Genomic DNA, 17,988 nt, shown 5'->3' on the forward strand with positions numbered 1-17,988 from the left:
GCACCAAGCAGCACCAAGCAGGGCCGAGTCGAGTTCTCAGGGCCGGGCCCTCAGCGGAGCGGGTCGGGGATCCCCCTCGGCTCCACCAGCCATCCGAAGTCCCCGAGCCCGCCTGTCGCCGTCAGCTCGGCGGCCTCTCCGGCGCCCGCCAGGGCCCGTACGTACGCCGCGGGGTCCGTGGACGCCAGGGACAGCGGAGGGCGCCCGCCGGCCACCCCGAGGGCGTGCAGGGACTCCCGCTGGGTCAGCAGGCGCGCCCCCGGCCCCGCGCAGGCGTCCAGCGCCACATGGGCGGTCAGGTCGCACGAGCCGTCCGGCACGGGCGCCGTCTCGCGGCCGGCCCGGAAACCGGTGAGCGTCCCGAAGGGCGGCCGGGCACCGGCCGTGTGGGCGTAGTCGACGGCGACGGCGAGCCCCCGGTCGACGGTGGATCCGGCAGCGGCCCAGGCGGTGTCCCTGGGGAGCCCGATCTCGGCCCGCGTCCCCGCCTCCGGGGGCAGCGGCCACCAGCGCGCCAGCCACTCCGCCTCCGCACCGGTGACCGGCTCCCCGAGCCGTTCGGTCCCGTCCGGGCGGACGAGGACCAGGCGCGGTACGCCCGCCGGGTCCACCTCCGCCACCTCCACGGGGACGTTGTCCAGCCACTCGTTGGCGAACAGCAGTCCGGTGACGCCGCCGGGGGGCTCGGCCAGCCACTCGACGCGGTGATCGAGGTCCGCGGGGCGGTCGGCCAGCTCGACGGCGTACCCGCGCGCGCGGGCGGCCACCTCCGGGGGAAGAGCCGCGAGGACACCGGTGACGAGTTCGCCCCGGCCCGCGCCCATGTCGACGAAGCCGAGCGACGCGGGGCGGCCCAGCGACTCGTCGACCCGGCACAGCAGTCGCGCCACGGCGCCGGCGAAGAGCGGCGACGCGTGGACGGACGTACGGAAGTGCCCGGCGGGCCCCTCGGGCCGACGGTAGAACCCCTGTTCGCCGTAGAGCGCCTCCTGTGCCGCCGCACGCCAGCCTCGCCACTCGCCCGCCGTCCAGCCCGCCGTTGCGCCCCTCGTCTCTCCTGCCACGGGGTCAGGCTAGGGCTTGGACCCCCGCCACCCAGGGGAGAGGGTCTCCACCTTGCGGAGTACGCGAGGGCGTTGCGGATCGACCCTCCGGTTGACCCCGGCACGCACAACGCTTCCCTACGCTGGGTTACGTGCAACGCGTCTATGACTTCCTCCGCAGACACCCGGCATGGGTCGACGGCTTCTGGGCCGTCTTCCTCTTCGGGATCTCCATGGTGAGCGGAGCCCTCCAGGACACTCCGGGCACCGCGTTCCCGGCGGTGATCGCCGTCCTGACGCTCCTGCTGTGCCTGGTGATCGCGCTGCGTCGGCGCATGCCCGAACGGATGCTCGTGCTGGCCGCCGTGGTCGGGCTGGCGCAGCTGGCCCTGGACGTCGAGCCGGTGGCCGCCGACTTCGCCCTGCTGGTGATCGTCTACACCGTGGCGGCGAGCGGGCCCCCCTGGGCCTCGCGCTTCGCGCTGATCGGCGGTCTGTGCGCGTCCCCGCTGGCCCAGTTGCGCTGGCCGGAACAGGAGTCGAGCACCGCGGGCAATCTCGCCGTGGTGGTCTTCCTGGCGGTGCCCTTCGCACTCGCCTGGGTGCTCGGCGACTCGTTGCGCACCCGACGCGCCTACTTCGCCCAGCTGGAGGAGCGTGCCGCCCGCCTGGAGCGGGAGCGCGAGGCACAGGCCAAGGTCGCGGTCGCCGCCGAGCGTGCCCGGATCGCCCGCGAGCTGCACGACGTCGTCGCGCACAACGTGTCCGTGATGGTGGTCCAGGCCGACGGCGCCGCCTACGTCCTCGACACCGCCCCCGAGCAGGCCAAGAAGGCCCTGGAGACCATCTCCGGCACCGGCCGCCAGGCCCTCGCCGAGATGCGCCGACTGCTCGGTGTCCTGCGCACCGGCGAACACCAGGAGGGCTGCGACTACGTGCCGCAGCCCGACGTCGAGCAGCTCGACGACCTGATCGAGCAGTGCCGTACGTCGGGCCTGCCCGTCGACTACAAGGTCGAGGGCACGCCGCGTCCGCTGCCCAGCGGCGTGGAGCTGACGGCGTACCGCATCGTGCAGGAGGCGCTCACCAACACCCGCAAGCACGGCGGCCCGAACACCGGAGCGAGTGTGCGTCTGGTCTACTTCGACGACGGTCTCGGCCTGCTCGTCGAGGACGACGGCAAGGGCGCCCCGCACGAGCACTACGAGGAGGGCGGCGCCGACGGACAGGGCCACGGCCTGATCGGCATGCGCGAGCGGGTCGGCATGGTGGGCGGCACCCTGGACGCGGGCCCGCGCCCGGGTGGCGGCTTTCGCATCAGCGCCCTGCTTCCGCTCAAACCCGCCCATTGACACGTGCACGTTCGATCAACGCATTGATGTTCGATACGTACCGACCGGAGGACCCCGCCATGCACATCCGTGTGATGCTCGTCGACGACCAGGTGCTGCTGCGCACCGGGTTCCGGATGGTGCTCGCAGCTCAGCCGGACATGGACGTCGTGGCGGAGGCGGGCGACGGCGTCGAGGCTCTCCAGGTGCTCCGGGAGACCGAGGTCGACGTGGTGCTGATGGACGTACGCATGCCGAAGCTCGACGGGGTGGAGACCACCCGGCGCATCTGCCAGGGTGACAACCCGCCCAAGGTGCTGATCCTCACCACCTTCGACCTCGACGAGTACGCCTTCTCGGGGCTGAAGGCGGGTGCCTCCGGCTTCATGCTCAAGGACGTGCCGCCCGGCGAGCTCCTCACCGCCATCCGCTCCGTGCACAGCGGTGACGCGGTCGTGGCCCCCTCGACGACCCGGCGGCTCCTCGACCGTTTCGCGCCCATGCTGCCGGCCACCGGCAAGCAGCCCGAGTACAAGGAACTGGAACGGCTCACCGACCGTGAGCGCGAGGTCATGATCCTGGTCGCCCAGGGCCTGTCGAACGGCGAGATCGCGGCCCGGCTGGTCCTGTCGGAGGCGACCGTGAAGACCCATGTGGGCCGCATCCTGACCAAGCTGGGCCTGCGGGACCGGGTACAGGTGGTCGTCCTCGCGTACGAGACGGGACTCGTGCGGGCCGGCGGGGCCGGCTGACCGCCTGTTCGCCGTCGGGCGATCCGTCGGCCCTCCGGTTGCCCGAGGACGCCCTCCAGGAAGTCGCCGCCCGGCCGGGCCGTTCGTGGCGTCCACTCCGCCACTGACAAGGTGCCCGTGAACGCTTCCGCGGGCCCCTACAGCCGCCCCACGAACTCTGCCACCGCCGCCTTCACGTCGTCCGCCGTCCACTCCAGGCCGGCGGCACGGACGGACACCTCGGTGACCGCGAGGCCCGGGCCGCCGCGGTTCCACGCGTCGGCGAACAGGAGGGTCCTCGTCTCCTCGCCCTGCCGGACCGCGGCCTCCGCGGCGGCCTCGTGGTCGTACGGAAGCCAGACCTGGAACTCGTTCGTGTGCGGCACCTCCGGGTGGACACGCGTCCACGGCACCCCGGCCGCCGCGAAGCCCTCGCGCAGCGCGGCGGCGACCACGCGCGCGTGGGCCACGTACTCCGGGAGGCGCGGCAGCTCACGGTCCAGGCCGACGAGGGCGGACAGGGCTGTCGGGAACTGCTGGAAGACCGCGCCGCCGTACCGGTGCCGCCAGGCCTTCGCCTCCTCGACGAGGGTCCGCGGGCCCGCCAGGACGGCACCGCCGTAACCGTCGAGGGACTTGTAGAGCGACACGTACACGCTGTCCGCGAGGTCCGCGATCTCGTCCAGGGGGCGGCCGAAGTGGGTGGTGGACTCCCACAGGCGGGCCCCGTCGAAGTGCACCACCGCGTCGCGTTCCCGAGCCGCCCCCACCACCTCGGACAGCTCCTCCCAGGTGGGCAGCACGAAACCGGCGTCCCTGAGGGGCAGTTCCAGCATCAGCGTCCCGAAGGGCTCGTCGAAGTCGCGCACCTCGTCGGCCGTCGGCATCCGGGGCTCGCTCGTCACCCGGAGCGGGCGCAGTCCGCTGACCACGCTGAACGCGTTCCGTTCGTGCACCTCGGGGTGGGCGAGCGCGTGCAGGGCGACCGCTGGGTTACCGGTCCGGCCCGCCCAGCAGCGCAGGGCCACCTGCTGGGCCATCGTGCCGGTCGGGAAGAAGGCGGCGGCCTCCTTGCCGAGCAGTCCGGCGACCCGCTCCTCCAGGGTCTCGACGATCCCGCCGCCGTAGATGTCGGACGGCTCGTCCAGGTCGTACGACTCCCGTGCCTCGTCGAGCAGCGCCAGCCGCTGACCGACCGTCCCCAGGTACCCCGGGCGCGCCAGGACCCGTTCGGCGCCCCGGAGCGCGGCCCGGCGCCGCTGCCGCCGTTCCTTACCGCCCTGCTCAGTGGCCTGATCCGGGCCCTGGTCCGTGCCGGGTTCCTCGCCCGGCCGCCCGCACTCGTCCGCCGTATCGCTCATGCCCGGGATCATCCCGCGCGCGGGATCGGGAGGGCACGCGGATTTCGGCGGGACCGTGCGCGGAGGGCGCGCGAGCACCCACAGCCTGTGGACAACCGGACGCCTCTTCGACCGATCGCGTTAACATGACGAGAAATCGTCCGGTACATCGTCCGGTACCCCGAGCGGACTGGAACGGGAAGGCCGCCGTCGAGTGAGTACATTCCAACAGCCAGACCCCAGGGACCGCCCCGCGCGGCTCACCGTCGGCGTGGTCGGTGCCGGACGGGTCGGCCCCGCGCTGGCCGCGGCCCTGCAGCTCGCCGGGCACCGTCCGGTGGCCGTCTCCGCGGTCTCCGACGCCTCCGTCCGCAGAGCCGCACAACTGCTCCCGGACGTGCCCGTCGTGTCGCCCGCCCAGGTACTGGAGCGCGCCGACCTGGTCCTGCTGACCGTCCCGGACGACGCCCTGCCCGGTCTCGTCGAGGGCCTCGCCGAGACCGGCGCCGTACGCCCGGGACAGCTGCTCGTGCACACCTCCGGGCGGTACGGCGCGAAGGTCCTGGACCCCGCTCTGCGGGCCGGCGCGCTGCCGCTGGCCCTGCACCCCGCCATGACGTTCACCGGCACCCCCGTGGACGTCCAGCGGCTCGCCGGGTGCTCCTTCGGGGTCACCGCGCGCCCCGAGCTGCGGCTGGCCGCCGAGGCCCTCGTCATCGAGATGGGCGGCGAGCCCGAATGGATCGCCGAGGAGAGCCGCCCGCTCTACCACGCGGCCCTCGCCCTGGGCGCCAACCACCTGGTGACCCTGGTCGCCGAGTCCATGGACCTGTTGCGCGCGGCCGGCGTCGAATCCCCCCACCGGATGCTCGGCCCGCTGCTGGGCGCCGCCCTGGACAACGCGCTGCGCTCCGGGGACGCGGCGCTCACCGGGCCCGTCGCGCGCGGCGACGCGGGCACCGTCGCCGCGCATGTCGCCGAGCTGCGAAAGCACTCCCCGCAGAGCGTCGCCGGCTATCTGGCGATGGCCCGCGCGACCGCCGACCGCGCGCTCGCGCACGGCCTGCTCAAGCCGGAGCTGGCCGAAGACCTCCTCGGGGTCCTCGCGGAGGGCACGAACCCGCCCGCGAGCACCGAAAGCCCCGAGAGCGACGGGGGAGACCGATGAGCAGCCGTTTCTGGGGACTCGTGTCCGACACCGACGCTCTGGCGGACGCCCACGGGCACATCGGTGTGCCGGGACACAACGCCGTCGTCATGACCATGGGCGCCCTCCACGAAGGCCACGCCACCCTGATCCGGGCCGCCCGCGAACACGTCGGTCCCAAGGGCTTCGTCACCGTCACCGTCTTCGTCAACCCTCTCCAGTTCGGCAAGGGCGAGGACCTCGACCGCTACCCGCGCACCCTCGACGCCGACGTCGAACTCGCCGAACAGGCGGGCGCGGACGCCGTGTTCGCCCCCTCCGTGGAGGAGGTCTACCCGGGCGGCGAGCCCCAGGTGCGGATCAGCGCGGGCCCCATGGGGGAGCGGCTGGAAGGGGCCACGCGTCCCGGGCACTTCGACGGCATGCTCACCGTCGTCGCCAAGCTGCTCCACCTCACCCGGCCCGACGTGGCCTTCTTCGGCCAGAAGGACGCCCAGCAGCTCGCGATGATCCGCCGGATGGTCCGCGACCTGAACTTCGGCGTGGAGATCGTCGGCGTCCCGACCGTCCGCGAGGCCGACGGCCTGGCCCTGTCCAGCCGCAACCGCTACCTCTCCCCGGAGGAACGGCGTACGGCGCTCGCCCTCTCCCAGGCCCTGCTCGCCGGCAGCGACCGGCACGCCGCCCAGGAGGCGCTGCGCGCGCGGGCCCGCGAAGTGCCCGCCACGCACGCGCGTGCCCAGGCACTCAGCGCGCTCGGCGAATCCCGCGCCGCCGCCGACGCGCACGCCGTCGCGAAGGTCCCCGGTGGCGCTCCCGCCGCCGTCCGGGCCGCCGCCCGCCTCCTCCTGGACGACGCGGCCCGCCTCCGCCCCCCGCTGGTCCTCGACTACCTCGCCCTGGTCGACCCCGCCGACTTCACCGAGATCCCGGACGACTTCACGGGCGAAGCCGTCCTCGCCGTCGCGGCCAAGGTCGGGACGACCCGGCTGATCGACAACATCCCTCTCGTTTTCGGACCCCCCGGAGCCGCCTCGTGAGCACCACAGGCCCCACCGCCGGCCCTAGGGCCTGTCGTCACGTTCCCGCCTGCCTGGCGACGCCATGCACGCTCCCCCAGCCTCCGGCCGGGGGGACCCCCATTCGCCGCACCGGGCACAGTCCCACGTACAACCAGTACGAGGGCCCGCGCCCGGCACGCCGAGAGCACGCACCTACTCAGACACGAGCCGCTGCCGCGGCGGGCGCCAGGCCCGCCCTCCGGGCGGACGACGGGAATGTGACGGCAGGCCCTGGCGCCGGCACCTCCACCGGCATACGGCTGCACGCCCCCGCCCCCGGCTGGGCCCTGTCCGCGGACGTCGTGGTCGTCGGCTCCGGTGTCGCCGGGCTCACCGCCGCCCTGCGCTGCGACGCGGCCGGCCTGAAGACGGTCGTCGTCACCAAGGCCCGCCTCGACGACGGCTCCACCCGCTGGGCCCAGGGCGGCATCGCGGCGGCCCTGGGCGAGGGCGACACCCCCGAACAGCACCTGGACGACACGCTGGTGGCCGGCGCGGGCCTATGCGACGAGGAGGCCGTCCGGATCCTCGTCACCGAGGGACCGGACGCCGTACGGCGGCTCATCGAGACAGGCGCCCACTTCGACGAGTCCTCCGAGGGAGGACTGGAACTGACCCGCGAGGGCGGCCACCACCGCCGCCGGATAGCGCACGCGGGCGGCGACGCGACCGGCGCGGAGATCTCCCGCGCCCTCGTCGAGGCCGTCCGCGCGCGCGGCCTGCGCACGGTCGAGAACGCGCTCGTCCTGGACCTCCTGACGGACGCCGACGGCCGTACGGCGGGCGTGACCCTGCACGTCATGGGAGAGGGCCAGCACGACGGCGTGGGAGCCGTCCACGCGCCCGCCGTGGTCCTCGCCACCGGCGGCATGGGGCAGGTCTTCTCCGCGACCACCAACCCGTCCGTGTCGACCGGCGACGGCGTCGCCCTCGCCCTGCGCGCGGGCGCCGAGGTAAGCGACCTCGAGTTCGTCCAGTTCCACCCCACGGTGCTCTTCCTGGGGGCCGACGCCGAGGGCCAGCAGCCGCTCGTCTCCGAGGCGGTACGCGGTGAGGGCGCCCACCTCGTCGACGCCGCCGGCGTGCGCTTCATGACCGGCCAGCACGAACTCGGCGAACTCGCGCCCCGGGACATCGTCGCCAAGGGCATCATGCGCCGCATGCAGGAACAGGGCGCCGAACACATGTTCCTGGACGCCCGGCACTTCGGCGCCCACATGTGGGAACACCGCTTCCCGACGATCCTCGCCGCCTGCCGCGCCCACGGCATCGACCCGATCACCGAGCCCGTCCCGGTCGCCCCGGCCGCCCACTACGCCTCCGGCGGCGTCCGCACCGACTCGCGGGGCCGCACGACCGTCCCCGGCCTGTACGCGTGCGGCGAGGTGGCCTGCACCGGCGTCCACGGCGCCAACCGACTCGCGTCCAACTCCCTCCTGGAGGGCCTGGTCTACGCCGAGCGCATCGTCGCCGACATCACCGCGGCCCACGCCGGAAGCGGCCTCCACGCGCGCGTGCCCGCACCCGTCCCGCACCCGGAGAAGCCCGCGCACCCGCTGCTCGCCCCCGAGGCCCGCTTCGCGATCCAGCGCATCATGACCGAGGGCGCCGGAGTGCTGCGCTCCGCGGTCTCCCTGGACACGGCCGCCGCGGCCATCCAGAAACTGCACACCGACGCCCGCGACGCCCTCGACGAGAACGGCAAGACCGCCGAGCCCGGCGTCGACACCTGGGAGGCCACCAACCTCCTGTGCGTGGCCCGCGTCCTGGTCACCGCCGCCCGCCTGCGCGAGGAGACCCGCGGCTGCCACTGGCGCGAGGACCACGCCGATCGCGACGACACGACCTGGCACCGCCACATCGTCGTACGGCTGAATCCGGACCGGACGCTGGCCGTACACACCACCGACACCGCAGACTTCCCCCCGACCCGGCATCATCAGCCGGAGCACCGTCCCCAGGAGCAGTGACAGAGTGAGCACCCCCGACCTTCCCCTCGCCCAGAGCGGCGGCTGCGGCGACGGCTGCGCCTGCGGCGCTGCCTCCGACATGACGGACGAGGTGTACCTGGAGTGCGGCCTCGACCCCGCGCTCGCCGCCCTCCTCGCCGACGCCGGCCTCGACCCCCTGGAGGTCGAGGACATCGCCAACGTCGCCATCCAGGAGGACCTCGACCACGGCGTGGACGTGACGACCGTCGCGACCATCCCCGAGGAGGCCCGCGCCACCGCCGACTTCACCGCCCGCGAGGGAGGCGTCGTCGCCGGCCTGCGGATCGCCGAGGCGGTCGTCTCCGTGGTCTGCACCGACGAGTTCGAGGTCGAGCGGCACGTCGAGGACGGCGACCGGGTCGAGGCCGGCCAGAAGCTGCTCAGCGTCACGACCCGCACCCGTGACCTCCTGACGGCCGAGCGCAGCGCCCTCAACCTCCTGTGCCGCCTGTCCGGCATCGCGACCGCCACGCGCGCGTGGGCGGACGTCCTGGAGGGCACCAAGGCCCGCGTGCGCGACACCCGCAAGACGACTCCCGGCCTGCGCTCCCTGGAGAAGTACGCGGTCCGCTGCGGCGGCGGTGTCAACCACCGCATGTCCCTGTCGGACGCGGCCCTCGTCAAGGACAACCACGTGGTCGCCGCCGGCGGCGTCGCCCAGGCCTTCAAGGCCGTACGGGACGCCTTCCCGGACGTACCGATCGAGGTCGAGGTCGACACGCTGCACCAGCTGCGCGAGGTCGTCGACGCGGGCGCCGACCTGATCCTCCTGGACAACTTCACCCCCGGCGAGTGCGACGAGGCCGTCGCGGTCGTCGACGGCCGCGCCGTGCTGGAGGTCTCGGGCCGGCTCATCCTGAAGAACGCCAAGGAATACGCCGACACCGGCGTCGACTACCTGGCGGTCGGCGCCCTCACCCACTCCTCGCCGATCCTCGACATCGGTCTCGACCTGCGAGCGGCGGAGTAGGTACACGGCCATGCTGCTGACCATCGACGTAGGAAACACCCACACCGTCCTGGGCCTCTTCGACGGCGACGAGATCGTCGAGCACTGGCGCATCTCCACGGACGCGCGCCGCACCGCCGACGAACTCGCGGTCCTCCTCCAGGGACTCATGGGCATGCACCCGCTCCTCGGGGACGAGCTGGGCGACGGCATCGACGGCATCGCCATCTGCGCGACCGTGCCGTCGGTGCTGCACGAGCTGCGTGAGGTGACGCGGCGGTACTACGGCGATGTGCCGGCGGTGCTGGTCGAACCCGGCGTGAAGACGGGCGTACCGATCCTCACCGACAACCCGAAGGAGGTCGGCGCGGACCGCATCATCAACGCGGTCGCCGCCGTCGAGCTCTACGGCGGTCCCGCGATCGTCGTCGACTTCGGTACGGCGACCACGTTCGACGCGGTGTCCGCGCGCGGGGAGTACGTCGGCGGGGTGATCGCGCCCGGGATCGAGATCTCGGTCGAGGCGCTCGGGGTGAAGGGGGCGCAGCTGCGGAAGATCGAGGTGGCGCGGCCCCGGGCGGTGATCGGCAAGAACACGGTCGAGGCGATGCAGGCAGGCATCATCTACGGGTTCGCCGGTCAGGTGGACGGTGTGGTGACACGGATGGCCAAGGAGCTGGCGGAGGACCCGGACGAGGTGACGGTGATCGCCACGGGCGGCCTGGCGCCGATGGTGCTGGGCGAGGCGTCGGTGATCGACGAGCACGAGCCGTGGCTGACGCTGATCGGGCTGCGGCTGGTGTACGAGCGGAACGTGTCCCGTATGTGAGATCCGCCCCCGCCGCCCTGACCCGTCCCGTCCTCGGGGGCTCCGCCCCCGAACCCCCGTTCGCGCTGAACGCGCTCGTCCTCACACGCCGGACGGGCTGAAAAGGCGCGCCACGCCCTTCCGTGATGCCGGATTTGTCTGATTAGCGCGTATCGTCGCCGCATGCCCACGCCATTCGGATCTCGCGGCGGCATGGCGTTCGGTGCGGAGGAGCTGCGTGTGCTCCGTCGCGCCCTCGCCCTCGCCCTCCACCCCGGCCCCGCCTCCGCAGAGGACGTCCAGGACTGTCTCCGGCTCGCCGAGTCCGTCGACGAGGCGGCGCACGAGGGGGCCAGGCTGCGGGCCTTCCTCGTGGCCGACCTCGCCCGCTACCGCGCCGCCCTGCCCGGCACCACCGCCGGCTTCCTCACGCTCCTGGAGGAGGCGCTGAGTTCGGGGTACCGCCCGATCGCGGACGACCTCGCCGCCCTCCGGGCGCTGCGGGGGAATCCGGTCGCCGCGGCCCTCCTGGACCGCTGTCTGCGGCACGCCGAGCGGGACGTACGGGCCCGACTGGGCGCCAGAGTGGCCGGCCGGCCACCGGTCGCGCCCACGGTGCCCGCCTCCCGCACCCGTCTCCTGGCCCTGCCCGGCGGTCTCGCCACCGAGGAGCCCGCCAGGAAGCCCGGGGAGAAGCCCGCGGAGAAGCAGCCGCACGAGCGGCCCGCCCCCGCTCCCCGGCCCGCGCCCAACGCCCCCAGGCCCGCCCGCCCCGTCCCCACCCCGGGCGAGGTCTTCCCGCGCCGCAAGCCCACCCCGCCGGCGAATCCCCCACAACAACTCGCCGTGGGCTGAACAGGCAGACCGAGCAGACAGACCGAGCAGACAGACCGAACAGACAGGCTGAACAGACAGGCTGAACAGAGCGGCGATTGCCGAAGGCCCGGGCCCCCGCCCGGGCCTTTCTTCGGGCCTGGCTACTCTGGACCCCATGGACTACGTCTCCGCGCTCGTGCCCCCCGTAGTGATGGCCGTGCTCTTCACCGCTGTGATCGTGACGATGGTGAAGAGTCAGGGCGGTGCCAACAAGGCCAAGGAGGACGCGGTCGTCGACGCCGCTCTCGCTTCGGCCGAGCACGCCCGGCAGGCCGGACAGGATCGCCCCGTTTCCTAGGTGTTTGGTGGTGAATGCGCACGTCCTTCGCGCTATTCACCGTTTCTCCCACTAGTGTGCTGAGTTGTGCCTCGCCCATTGGGAGAACTCGAAGACGCGGTCATGACGCGGGTGTGGAAGTGGAACCGCCCGGTCACCGTTCGGGAAGTCCTGGAAGACCTTCGGCAGGAACGGTCCATCGCGTACACCACGGTGATGACCGTTCTGGACAATCTCCATCAGAAGGGCTGGGTCCGTCGCGAGGCGGAAGGCCGTGCCTATCGATATGAGGCGGTCTCCACCCGCGCCGCCTACTCGGCGGCGCTGATGAACGACGCGTGGTCCCAGAGTGACAACCCCGCCGCCGCTCTCGTCGCCTTCTTCGGCATGATGAGCGAAGAACAGCGGCTCGCCCTCAGGGATGCCGTTCACATCGTCGAAGGGCCGGAACAGGTCGAACGGTCCCAGCAGGTCGAACAGACCGAACAGACCGAACGGACCGAAGCCGCGGAACATACCGCCGACGAGAACCCCGCCTCGGTCCAGGACCCCACCGGGCGATAGCGTCCGCTCATGTCAGCGATCCGTCCCGAAGTCACAGCGAAAGCCATCACCGTCCGGCGGGCCAGGACCAGCGATGTCCAGGCCGTACGCGGACTCCTTGACTCGTTCGTCCGTGGCCGTATCCTGCTCGACAAAGCAACGGTGACGCTTTACGAGGACATCCAGGAGTTCTGGGTCGCGGAACGCGACGACAACGGTGAGGTCGTGGGGTGCGGTGCTCTCCATGTCATGTGGGAAGACCTCGCCGAAGTCCGCACTCTCGCCGTGAACCCCGACCTCAGAGGTTCCGGTGTAGGGCATCAGTTGCTGGAGAAGTTGCTGCAGACCGCCCGCTGGCTCGGTGTTCGTCGCGTTTTCTGTCTGACCTTTGAAGTGGACTTCTTCGGGAAGCACGGCTTCGTGGAGATCGGTGAGACGCCTGTCGACACCGATGTCTACGCCGAGCTGCTGCGTTCCTATGACGAGGGTGTCGCGGAGTTCCTCGGTCTCGAACGAGTGAAACCGAACACCTTGGGCAACAGCCGGATGCTTCTGCATCTGTGATCGGGCATCGGGCAATTCCCGTCGGTCGCCCTGCCCTGGTTCCCTATGTCCGAAACGCGCACGTTTCCGGCCCGGGGAAGGGAGGTCGGTCTCTCCCGGGGGTTTGTGTTTTTCCGGCAAAAGCGGTTTGCTTTCCGATGTACTGCAGTACTGCATATAACAGGGGACGCGAATCGGCGGCGCACGCCGCGGCCTCGGCTCCCGAGTTATCGATGAAAGGAAATCCGGTGGCACAGAAGGTTCAGGTCCTTCTTGTCGACGACCTCGACGGCGGCGAGGCCGACGAGACCGTGACGTTCGCGTTGGACGGCAAGACGTACGAGATCGACCTCACGACTGCCAATGCCGACAAGCTTCGCGGTCTCCTCGACGCCTACGTCAAGGGCGGCCGTCGTACCGGAGGCCGTGCTTCGGGTGGGCGTGGAAAGGCGCGCGTCGCCGCCGGCGGCAGCCAGGACACCGCACAGATCCGTGCCTGGGCGAAGGAGAACGGCCACGAGGTCAATGACCGCGGTCGTGTTCCCGCGTCCATTCGCGAGGCTTACGAGAAGGCCAACGGCTGAGCGCTCGCGCGCCGCAGTCGGATGCGATGGCATTGCGTCGCCAGCGTGTCCACCAGCCGTACGAGATCGGGGGCGCCTCCGACGTCCCCCAGGGCCGACATCGTCGGCAGCGGGATTTCCGTCCCGCACCCTGTTTCAGGGGGCCGCAGCCAGACAGCGGCCCCCTGCGGATTTCTCCGGCCCGGCACGTCGCCCGTACCGCCGGGAAATCCGGGAAGCGCGGGACGTGCGGGATGCCCCGGCGGCAGGGGTGCCTCGATGTGACCGCCCGTGCCGATCGCCTTCAGCTCCGGTGTGAGCCCGCCCCACTCCAGCCAGTCCAGCAGCCCCGGCAACTCGTCCGCGCTGCCCGCGGCCACCAGCAGCAGCATCCGGTCCCCGCACAGGGCCACCGGGGAACCCGGCGCTCGCGTCCGCGCCCGGTGGCTCAGCGCCGCGAAGCCCGCTTCGGCCGGCACGTCCAGCACGTCGAAGCGCAGACCCACGGCCAGTAACGGCGGAAGCCCCGAGGAGCCGGGACCGGGCACTGTCGCCCATCCCAGTTCGTTCTCGTACCAGCGGCGGACGTCACGGGTGACGTCACCGGTGGCATCGCTGCCGGCGTCGCTCGTGAGACCAGCGGACGTGTCGCCCGTATCAAGAGGGCGACGAGGAGGGGGGACCGTGGGGACCATGCCAAAGCCAACCGCCGGGAGAGGCCGCGAGTTACGCTGGGTGTCCACTCGGACGCGCAGAGTGCCGATTCCGGGGAGGCCCAGAGTAGTTCGGCGGCGCAAGGTTGTTCGCCCGTAGCGGAGGGAACCCGTGCATCCGGCATGGAGTGTCGGTCCGTACGGGTAAGACATCCCTAGTGGGAGGGGGCGACACGCAGAAAAGGGCGTCTCACGTTCGCCATCGGCGTACTGATAGTGAGGGTATCTCCCTGGCCTGCGGGAACATCGTCTCGCACGATCGGGTTGGAGCATATGTCGGCGTACGGGGTCAGGAGGCTGTGTTGGTTCTCGGTCCGGTGTCGGCAGTTGGAATGAGCGGTCCCCGCTTGCGGGACTAAGCTGCGGAAGGACAGGGAGGGGAGCGTCCCCTTACTGCCTGACCGCTCTGAGGAGCGATTAACGATGTTCGAGAGGTTCACCGACCGCGCGCGGCGGGTTGTCGTCCTGGCTCAGGAAGAAGCCCGGATGCTCAACCACAACTACATCGGCACCGAGCACATCCTCCTGGGCCTGATCCACGAGGGTGAGGGTGTCGCCGCTAAGGCCCTGGAGAGCCTCGGGATTTCGCTCGAGGCGGTCCGCCAGCAGGTGGAGGAGATCATCGGGCAGGGGCAGCAGGCCCCGTCCGGCCACATCCCCTTCACCCCCCGTGCCAAGAAGGTCCTGGAGCTGTCGCTCCGCGAGGCCCTTCAGCTGGGCCACAACTACATCGGCACGGAACACATCCTGCTCGGCCTGATCCGCGAGGGCGAGGGCGTCGCCGCCCAGGTTCTCGTCAAGCTGGGCGCAGATCTCAACCGGGTGCGGCAGCAGGTCATCCAGTTGCTCTCCGGCTACCAGGGCAAGGAGACCGCCGGCGCCAGTGGCGGCCCCGCCGAGGGCACCCCCTCGACGTCCCTGGTCCTCGACCAGTTCGGCCGGAACCTCACCCAGGCCGCCCGCGAATCCAAGCTCGACCCGGTCATCGGGCGCGAGAAGGAGATCGAGCGGGTCATGCAGGTGCTGTCCCGCCGCACGAAGAACAACCCGGTCCTCATCGGTGAGCCCGGCGTCGGCAAGACGGCCGTCGTCGAGGGTCTCGCCCAGGCCATCGTCAAGGGCGAGGTGCCCGAGACCCTCAAGGACAAGCACCTCTACACCCTGGACCTCGGCGCGCTGGTCGCCGGCTCCCGCTACCGCGGTGACTTCGAGGAGCGCCTGAAGAAGGTCCTCAAGGAGATCCGCACCCGCGGCGACATCATCCTGTTCATCGACGAGCTGCACACGCTCGTCGGAGCGGGTGCCGCAGAGGGCGCCATCGACGCGGCCTCCATCCTCAAGCCGATGCTGGCCCGCGGAGAGCTCCAGACCATCGGTGCGACCACGCTCGACGAGTACCGCAAGCACCTCGAGAAGGACGCGGCCCTTGAGCGCCGCTTCCAGCCGATCCAGGTGGCGGAGCCTTCCCTCCCCCACACGATCGAGATCCTCAAGGGCCTGCGCGACCGGTACGAGGCGCACCACCGCGTCTCGATCACCGACGAGGCCCTGGTGCAGGCGGCGACGCTCGCCGACCGGTACATCTCCGACCGGTTCCTGCCCGACAAGGCGATCGACCTCATCGACGAGGCCGGTTCCCGGATGCGCATCCGCCGGATGACCGCTCCGCCGGACCTGCGCGAGTTCGACGAGAAGATCGCCGGCGTGCGCCGGGACAAGGAGTCCGCGATCGACTCGCAGGACTTCGAGAAGGCCGCGTCTCTCCGTGACAAGGAGAAGCAGCTCCTCGCCGCGAAGGCCAAGCGGGAGAAGGAGTGGAAGGCCGGCGACATGGACGTCGTCGCCGAGGTCGACGGCGAGCTGATCGCCGAGGTCCTGGCGACCGCCACCGGCATCCCGGTCTTCAAGCTGACCGAGGAGGAGTCGAGCCGCCTGCTGCGCATGGAGGACGAGCTCCACAAGCGGGTCATCGGCCAGAAGGACGCCGTCAAGGCGCTCTCGAAGGCGATCCGCCGTACGCGTGCCGGTCTGAAGGACCCGAAGCGTCCCGGTGGTTCGTTCATCTTCGCCGGCCCGTCCGGTGTCGGTAAGACCGAGCTGAGCAAGGCCCTGGCCGAGTTCCTCTTCGGTGACGAGGACGCGCTGATCTCCCTCGACATGTCGGAGTTCAGCGAGAAGCACACGGTGTCGCGTCTCTTCGGTTCCCCGCCCGGATACGTGGGTTACGAAGAGGGCGGCCAGCTGACCGAGAAGGTCCGCCGCAAGCCGTTCTCCGTCGTCCTCTTCGACGAGGTCGAGAAGGCGCACCCGGACATCTTCAACTCGCTGCTGCAGATCCTGGAGGACGGTCGCCTGACCGACTCCCAGGGCCGGGTCGTGGACTTCAAGAACACGGTCATCATCATGACGACCAACCTCGGCACGCGGGACATCTCGAAGGGCTTCAACCTGGGCTTCGCGGCCTCCGGTGACAAGAAGTCCAACTACGAGCGCATGAAGAACAAGGTCTCGGACGAGCTCAAGCAGCACTTCCGCCCCGAGTTCCTCAACCGTGTGGACGACGTGGTCGTCTTCCCGCAGCTCACGCAGGAGGACATCCTCCAGATCGTCGACCTGATGATCGGCAAGGTGGACGAGCGCCTCAAGGACCGGGACATGGGCATCGAGCTCTCCCAGCCCGCCAAGGAGCTGCTGTCCAAGAAGGGTTACGACCCTGTCCTGGGCGCCCGCCCGCTGCGTCGCACGATCCAGCGCGAGATCGAGGACACGCTCTCTGAGAAGATCCTCTTCGGCGAGCTGCGCCCCGGTCACATCGTGGTCGTCGACACGGAGGGCGAGGGCGAGACCGCGACCTTCACCTTCCGGGGTGAGGAGAAGTCGGCGCTGCCCGACGTCCCGCCGATCGAGCAGGCGGCCGGCGGTGCCGGACCGAACCTGAGCAAGGAGGCGTGACCCTCCGGGGGTTCGCCTGAGGGTTGTGCCCGAGGTTCCGCCTGCGGGTACTGCCCGGACGAGAGGGGCCGGTGCTGTGAAAAGCACCGGCCCCTCTCGCGTGCCCTGACGACCTACGACAGCTGGCCGTCGTAGTCCGGCAGCTTGTACGTCTTCTCCGCGTGGCCGCCCGACAGGTCGGTGGCGCTGTTGCCGATGTTGGCGATGATCGTGTAGCCCTTCGACTCGATGTCGACGCGCTGCGCGGTCTTGTAGTCGGCCACGTTCTTGAAGAGGTCGATCAGATTGCGGACGTACAGCCCGGTCACGTCGTAGCCGACGTGCGTGAGGTTGAACTGCGTGAAGGGCTTGATGATGTCCGGGCGCGCGGTGACGAAGAAGAGGGCGACGCCGTGCTCCTGGGCGTACTGGGCGACCTTCAGCACGGGTGCGTTGGCCGGCGAGGGGTAGCTGAACCCGTAGTCGGTCTCCAGGGTGGTGTTGTCGATGTCGAAGACGATCGCCTGCTTCTCGCCCTTGGAGGCGGCGGCTATGCGCTGCTTCAGATAGGGCAGGGCCTGGTCCATCACGGCCTGGCAGTCCCGCTGCCAGGTGGCGTAGTCGACGTCCTCGGCGGCGGCTGCCGACACGGACGCGGTGGCCGTGGCGGCCGTGGTGGTCGCGGCCTGGGCGGTGCCGGGGCCGGCCAGTGTCACCGCGGCGACCGCGGCGGCTGCGGTCAGGCCGATGCGGCGGGTCCAGGGCGTCCAGGAGCCTCTTGTCATCAGGGTGGGGGTCCTCTCACGTAGGGCCGTGCGGTACCAGGGCATGCAAATGTCAGGGACATGCTTGCGGGAGTGAGTGGCGCTGACGGGAAGGGCACATTACTCACGGGTAGCGGCGAGGTGCCAGTAGTCGGAGCGGGTTTATTCGGCCCACCGCCGGTCCCACGGCGGCGAGTTGTGCGCGTCACAGTCGTACGTGGATGGATCTTGCGGGCCGGTGACATGACGCACAGGCGAAATGTCCGTTACTAGGGTGATTAGTGGGTGAGGGTGCGGGTGAGTAGCGGTTTGTGAGGGGCGGTTGCCTTGGTTGCTTTGTCAAGAAGTGGGTAAATTTGTGGTCGTCTACGAACTTG

The 17,988-nt window shown here is 70.8% G+C and carries 17 protein-coding genes; 13 read left to right on the plus strand and 4 right to left on the minus strand.

Going from position 1 to position 17,988, the window contains the following annotated elements; translation table 11 throughout:
* Positions 1-50: 50 nt before the first annotated feature.
* The gene (locus IEY89_RS29465; protein WP_189150556.1) at positions 51-1,064 is read right to left on the minus strand and encodes an SAM-dependent methyltransferase; all 1,014 of its coding nucleotides are present in this window, start codon (positions 1,062-1,064) and stop codon (positions 51-53) included.
* Between the two features lie 131 nt (positions 1,065-1,195).
* On the opposite strand from IEY89_RS29465, the gene IEY89_RS29470 reads away from it, so the two are divergent.
* On the plus strand, positions 1,196-2,395 hold the full coding sequence (locus IEY89_RS29470; RefSeq protein ID WP_189150557.1) for a sensor histidine kinase: 1,200 nt from the start codon (positions 1,196-1,198) through the stop codon (positions 2,393-2,395).
* A 59-nt stretch (positions 2,396-2,454) separates the two neighbouring features.
* Positions 2,455-3,126, plus strand: a complete 672-nt coding sequence (locus IEY89_RS29475; protein WP_189150558.1) for a response regulator transcription factor — start codon at positions 2,455-2,457, stop codon at positions 3,124-3,126.
* A 137-nt stretch (positions 3,127-3,263) separates the two neighbouring features.
* On the opposite strand, the gene IEY89_RS29480 is transcribed toward IEY89_RS29475, so the two are convergent.
* The gene (locus tag IEY89_RS29480; protein ID WP_189150559.1) at positions 3,264-4,466 is read right to left on the minus strand and encodes a threonine aldolase family protein; all 1,203 of its coding nucleotides are present in this window, start codon (positions 4,464-4,466) and stop codon (positions 3,264-3,266) included.
* Positions 4,467-4,659: 193 nt separating this feature from the next.
* On the opposite strand from IEY89_RS29480, the gene IEY89_RS29485 reads away from it, so the two are divergent.
* The 10 genes from IEY89_RS29485 (at position 4,660) to IEY89_RS29530 (ending at position 13,224) form a co-directional block, all read left to right on the plus strand.
* Entirely contained in the window at positions 4,660-5,613 is a 954-nt protein-coding gene (locus IEY89_RS29485) for a Rossmann-like and DUF2520 domain-containing protein (RefSeq protein WP_189150560.1), read from the plus strand.
* A complete protein-coding gene (gene panC, locus IEY89_RS29490) occupies positions 5,610-6,632 on the plus strand; it encodes a pantoate--beta-alanine ligase (RefSeq protein ID WP_189150561.1) in 1,023 nt (340 codons plus the stop codon). The genes IEY89_RS29485 and panC overlap by 4 nt, the downstream gene beginning before the upstream one ends.
* A gap of 239 nt (positions 6,633-6,871) precedes the next feature.
* Positions 6,872-8,623 carry an L-aspartate oxidase gene (locus tag IEY89_RS29495; protein ID WP_189150562.1) on the plus strand — a complete coding sequence of 584 codons (1,752 nt, stop codon included), beginning with the start codon at positions 6,872-6,874 and terminating at the stop codon, positions 8,621-8,623.
* Positions 8,624-8,627: 4 nt separating this feature from the next.
* Positions 8,628-9,614 (plus strand): carboxylating nicotinate-nucleotide diphosphorylase, encoded by a 987-nt coding sequence (gene nadC / locus IEY89_RS29500; protein WP_189150563.1) that lies wholly within the window; start codon positions 8,628-8,630, stop codon positions 9,612-9,614.
* A 10-nt stretch (positions 9,615-9,624) separates the two neighbouring features.
* Positions 9,625-10,422, plus strand: coding sequence for a type III pantothenate kinase (locus IEY89_RS29505; protein ID WP_189150564.1), 798 nt, complete (start codon positions 9,625-9,627; stop codon positions 10,420-10,422).
* 192 nt (positions 10,423-10,614) lie between these two features.
* Positions 10,615-11,256 carry a hypothetical protein gene (locus tag IEY89_RS29510; RefSeq protein WP_189150604.1) on the plus strand — a complete coding sequence of 214 codons (642 nt, stop codon included), beginning with the start codon at positions 10,615-10,617 and terminating at the stop codon, positions 11,254-11,256.
* Positions 11,257-11,392: 136 nt separating this feature from the next.
* Positions 11,393-11,575 carry a hypothetical protein gene (locus IEY89_RS29515; protein ID WP_189150565.1) on the plus strand — a complete coding sequence of 61 codons (183 nt, stop codon included), beginning with the start codon at positions 11,393-11,395 and terminating at the stop codon, positions 11,573-11,575.
* Positions 11,576-11,677: 102 nt separating this feature from the next.
* Positions 11,678-12,118, plus strand: a complete 441-nt coding sequence (locus tag IEY89_RS29520; protein WP_229695471.1) for a BlaI/MecI/CopY family transcriptional regulator — start codon at positions 11,678-11,680, stop codon at positions 12,116-12,118.
* 9 nt (positions 12,119-12,127) lie between these two features.
* Entirely contained in the window at positions 12,128-12,661 is a 534-nt protein-coding gene (locus IEY89_RS29525) for an amino-acid N-acetyltransferase (RefSeq protein WP_189150567.1), read from the plus strand.
* Positions 12,662-12,888: 227 nt separating this feature from the next.
* On the plus strand, positions 12,889-13,224 hold the full coding sequence (locus IEY89_RS29530; RefSeq protein WP_189150568.1) for a histone-like nucleoid-structuring protein Lsr2: 336 nt from the start codon (positions 12,889-12,891) through the stop codon (positions 13,222-13,224).
* On the opposite strand, the gene IEY89_RS29535 is transcribed toward IEY89_RS29530, so the two are convergent.
* Positions 13,203-13,898, minus strand: a complete 696-nt coding sequence (locus IEY89_RS29535; RefSeq protein WP_189150569.1) for an SCO3374 family protein — start codon at positions 13,896-13,898, stop codon at positions 13,203-13,205. The genes IEY89_RS29530 and IEY89_RS29535 overlap by 22 nt on opposite strands.
* A gap of 441 nt (positions 13,899-14,339) precedes the next feature.
* Between IEY89_RS29535 and IEY89_RS29540 the strand changes: the two genes are divergently transcribed.
* On the plus strand, positions 14,340-16,868 hold the full coding sequence (locus IEY89_RS29540; protein WP_189150570.1) for an ATP-dependent Clp protease ATP-binding subunit: 2,529 nt from the start codon (positions 14,340-14,342) through the stop codon (positions 16,866-16,868).
* A gap of 113 nt (positions 16,869-16,981) precedes the next feature.
* Here IEY89_RS29540 and IEY89_RS29545 read toward each other — a convergent pair whose 3' ends face one another.
* Complete coding sequence (locus IEY89_RS29545; RefSeq protein ID WP_189150571.1) at positions 16,982-17,632, minus strand: HAD family acid phosphatase; 651 nt, start codon at positions 17,630-17,632, stop codon at positions 16,982-16,984.
* Between the last annotated feature and the right edge of the window lie 356 nt (positions 17,633-17,988).

Source organism: Streptomyces lacrimifluminis (assembly GCF_014646095.1).
GTDB lineage: Bacteria > Actinomycetota > Actinomycetes > Streptomycetales > Streptomycetaceae > Streptomyces > Streptomyces lacrimifluminis.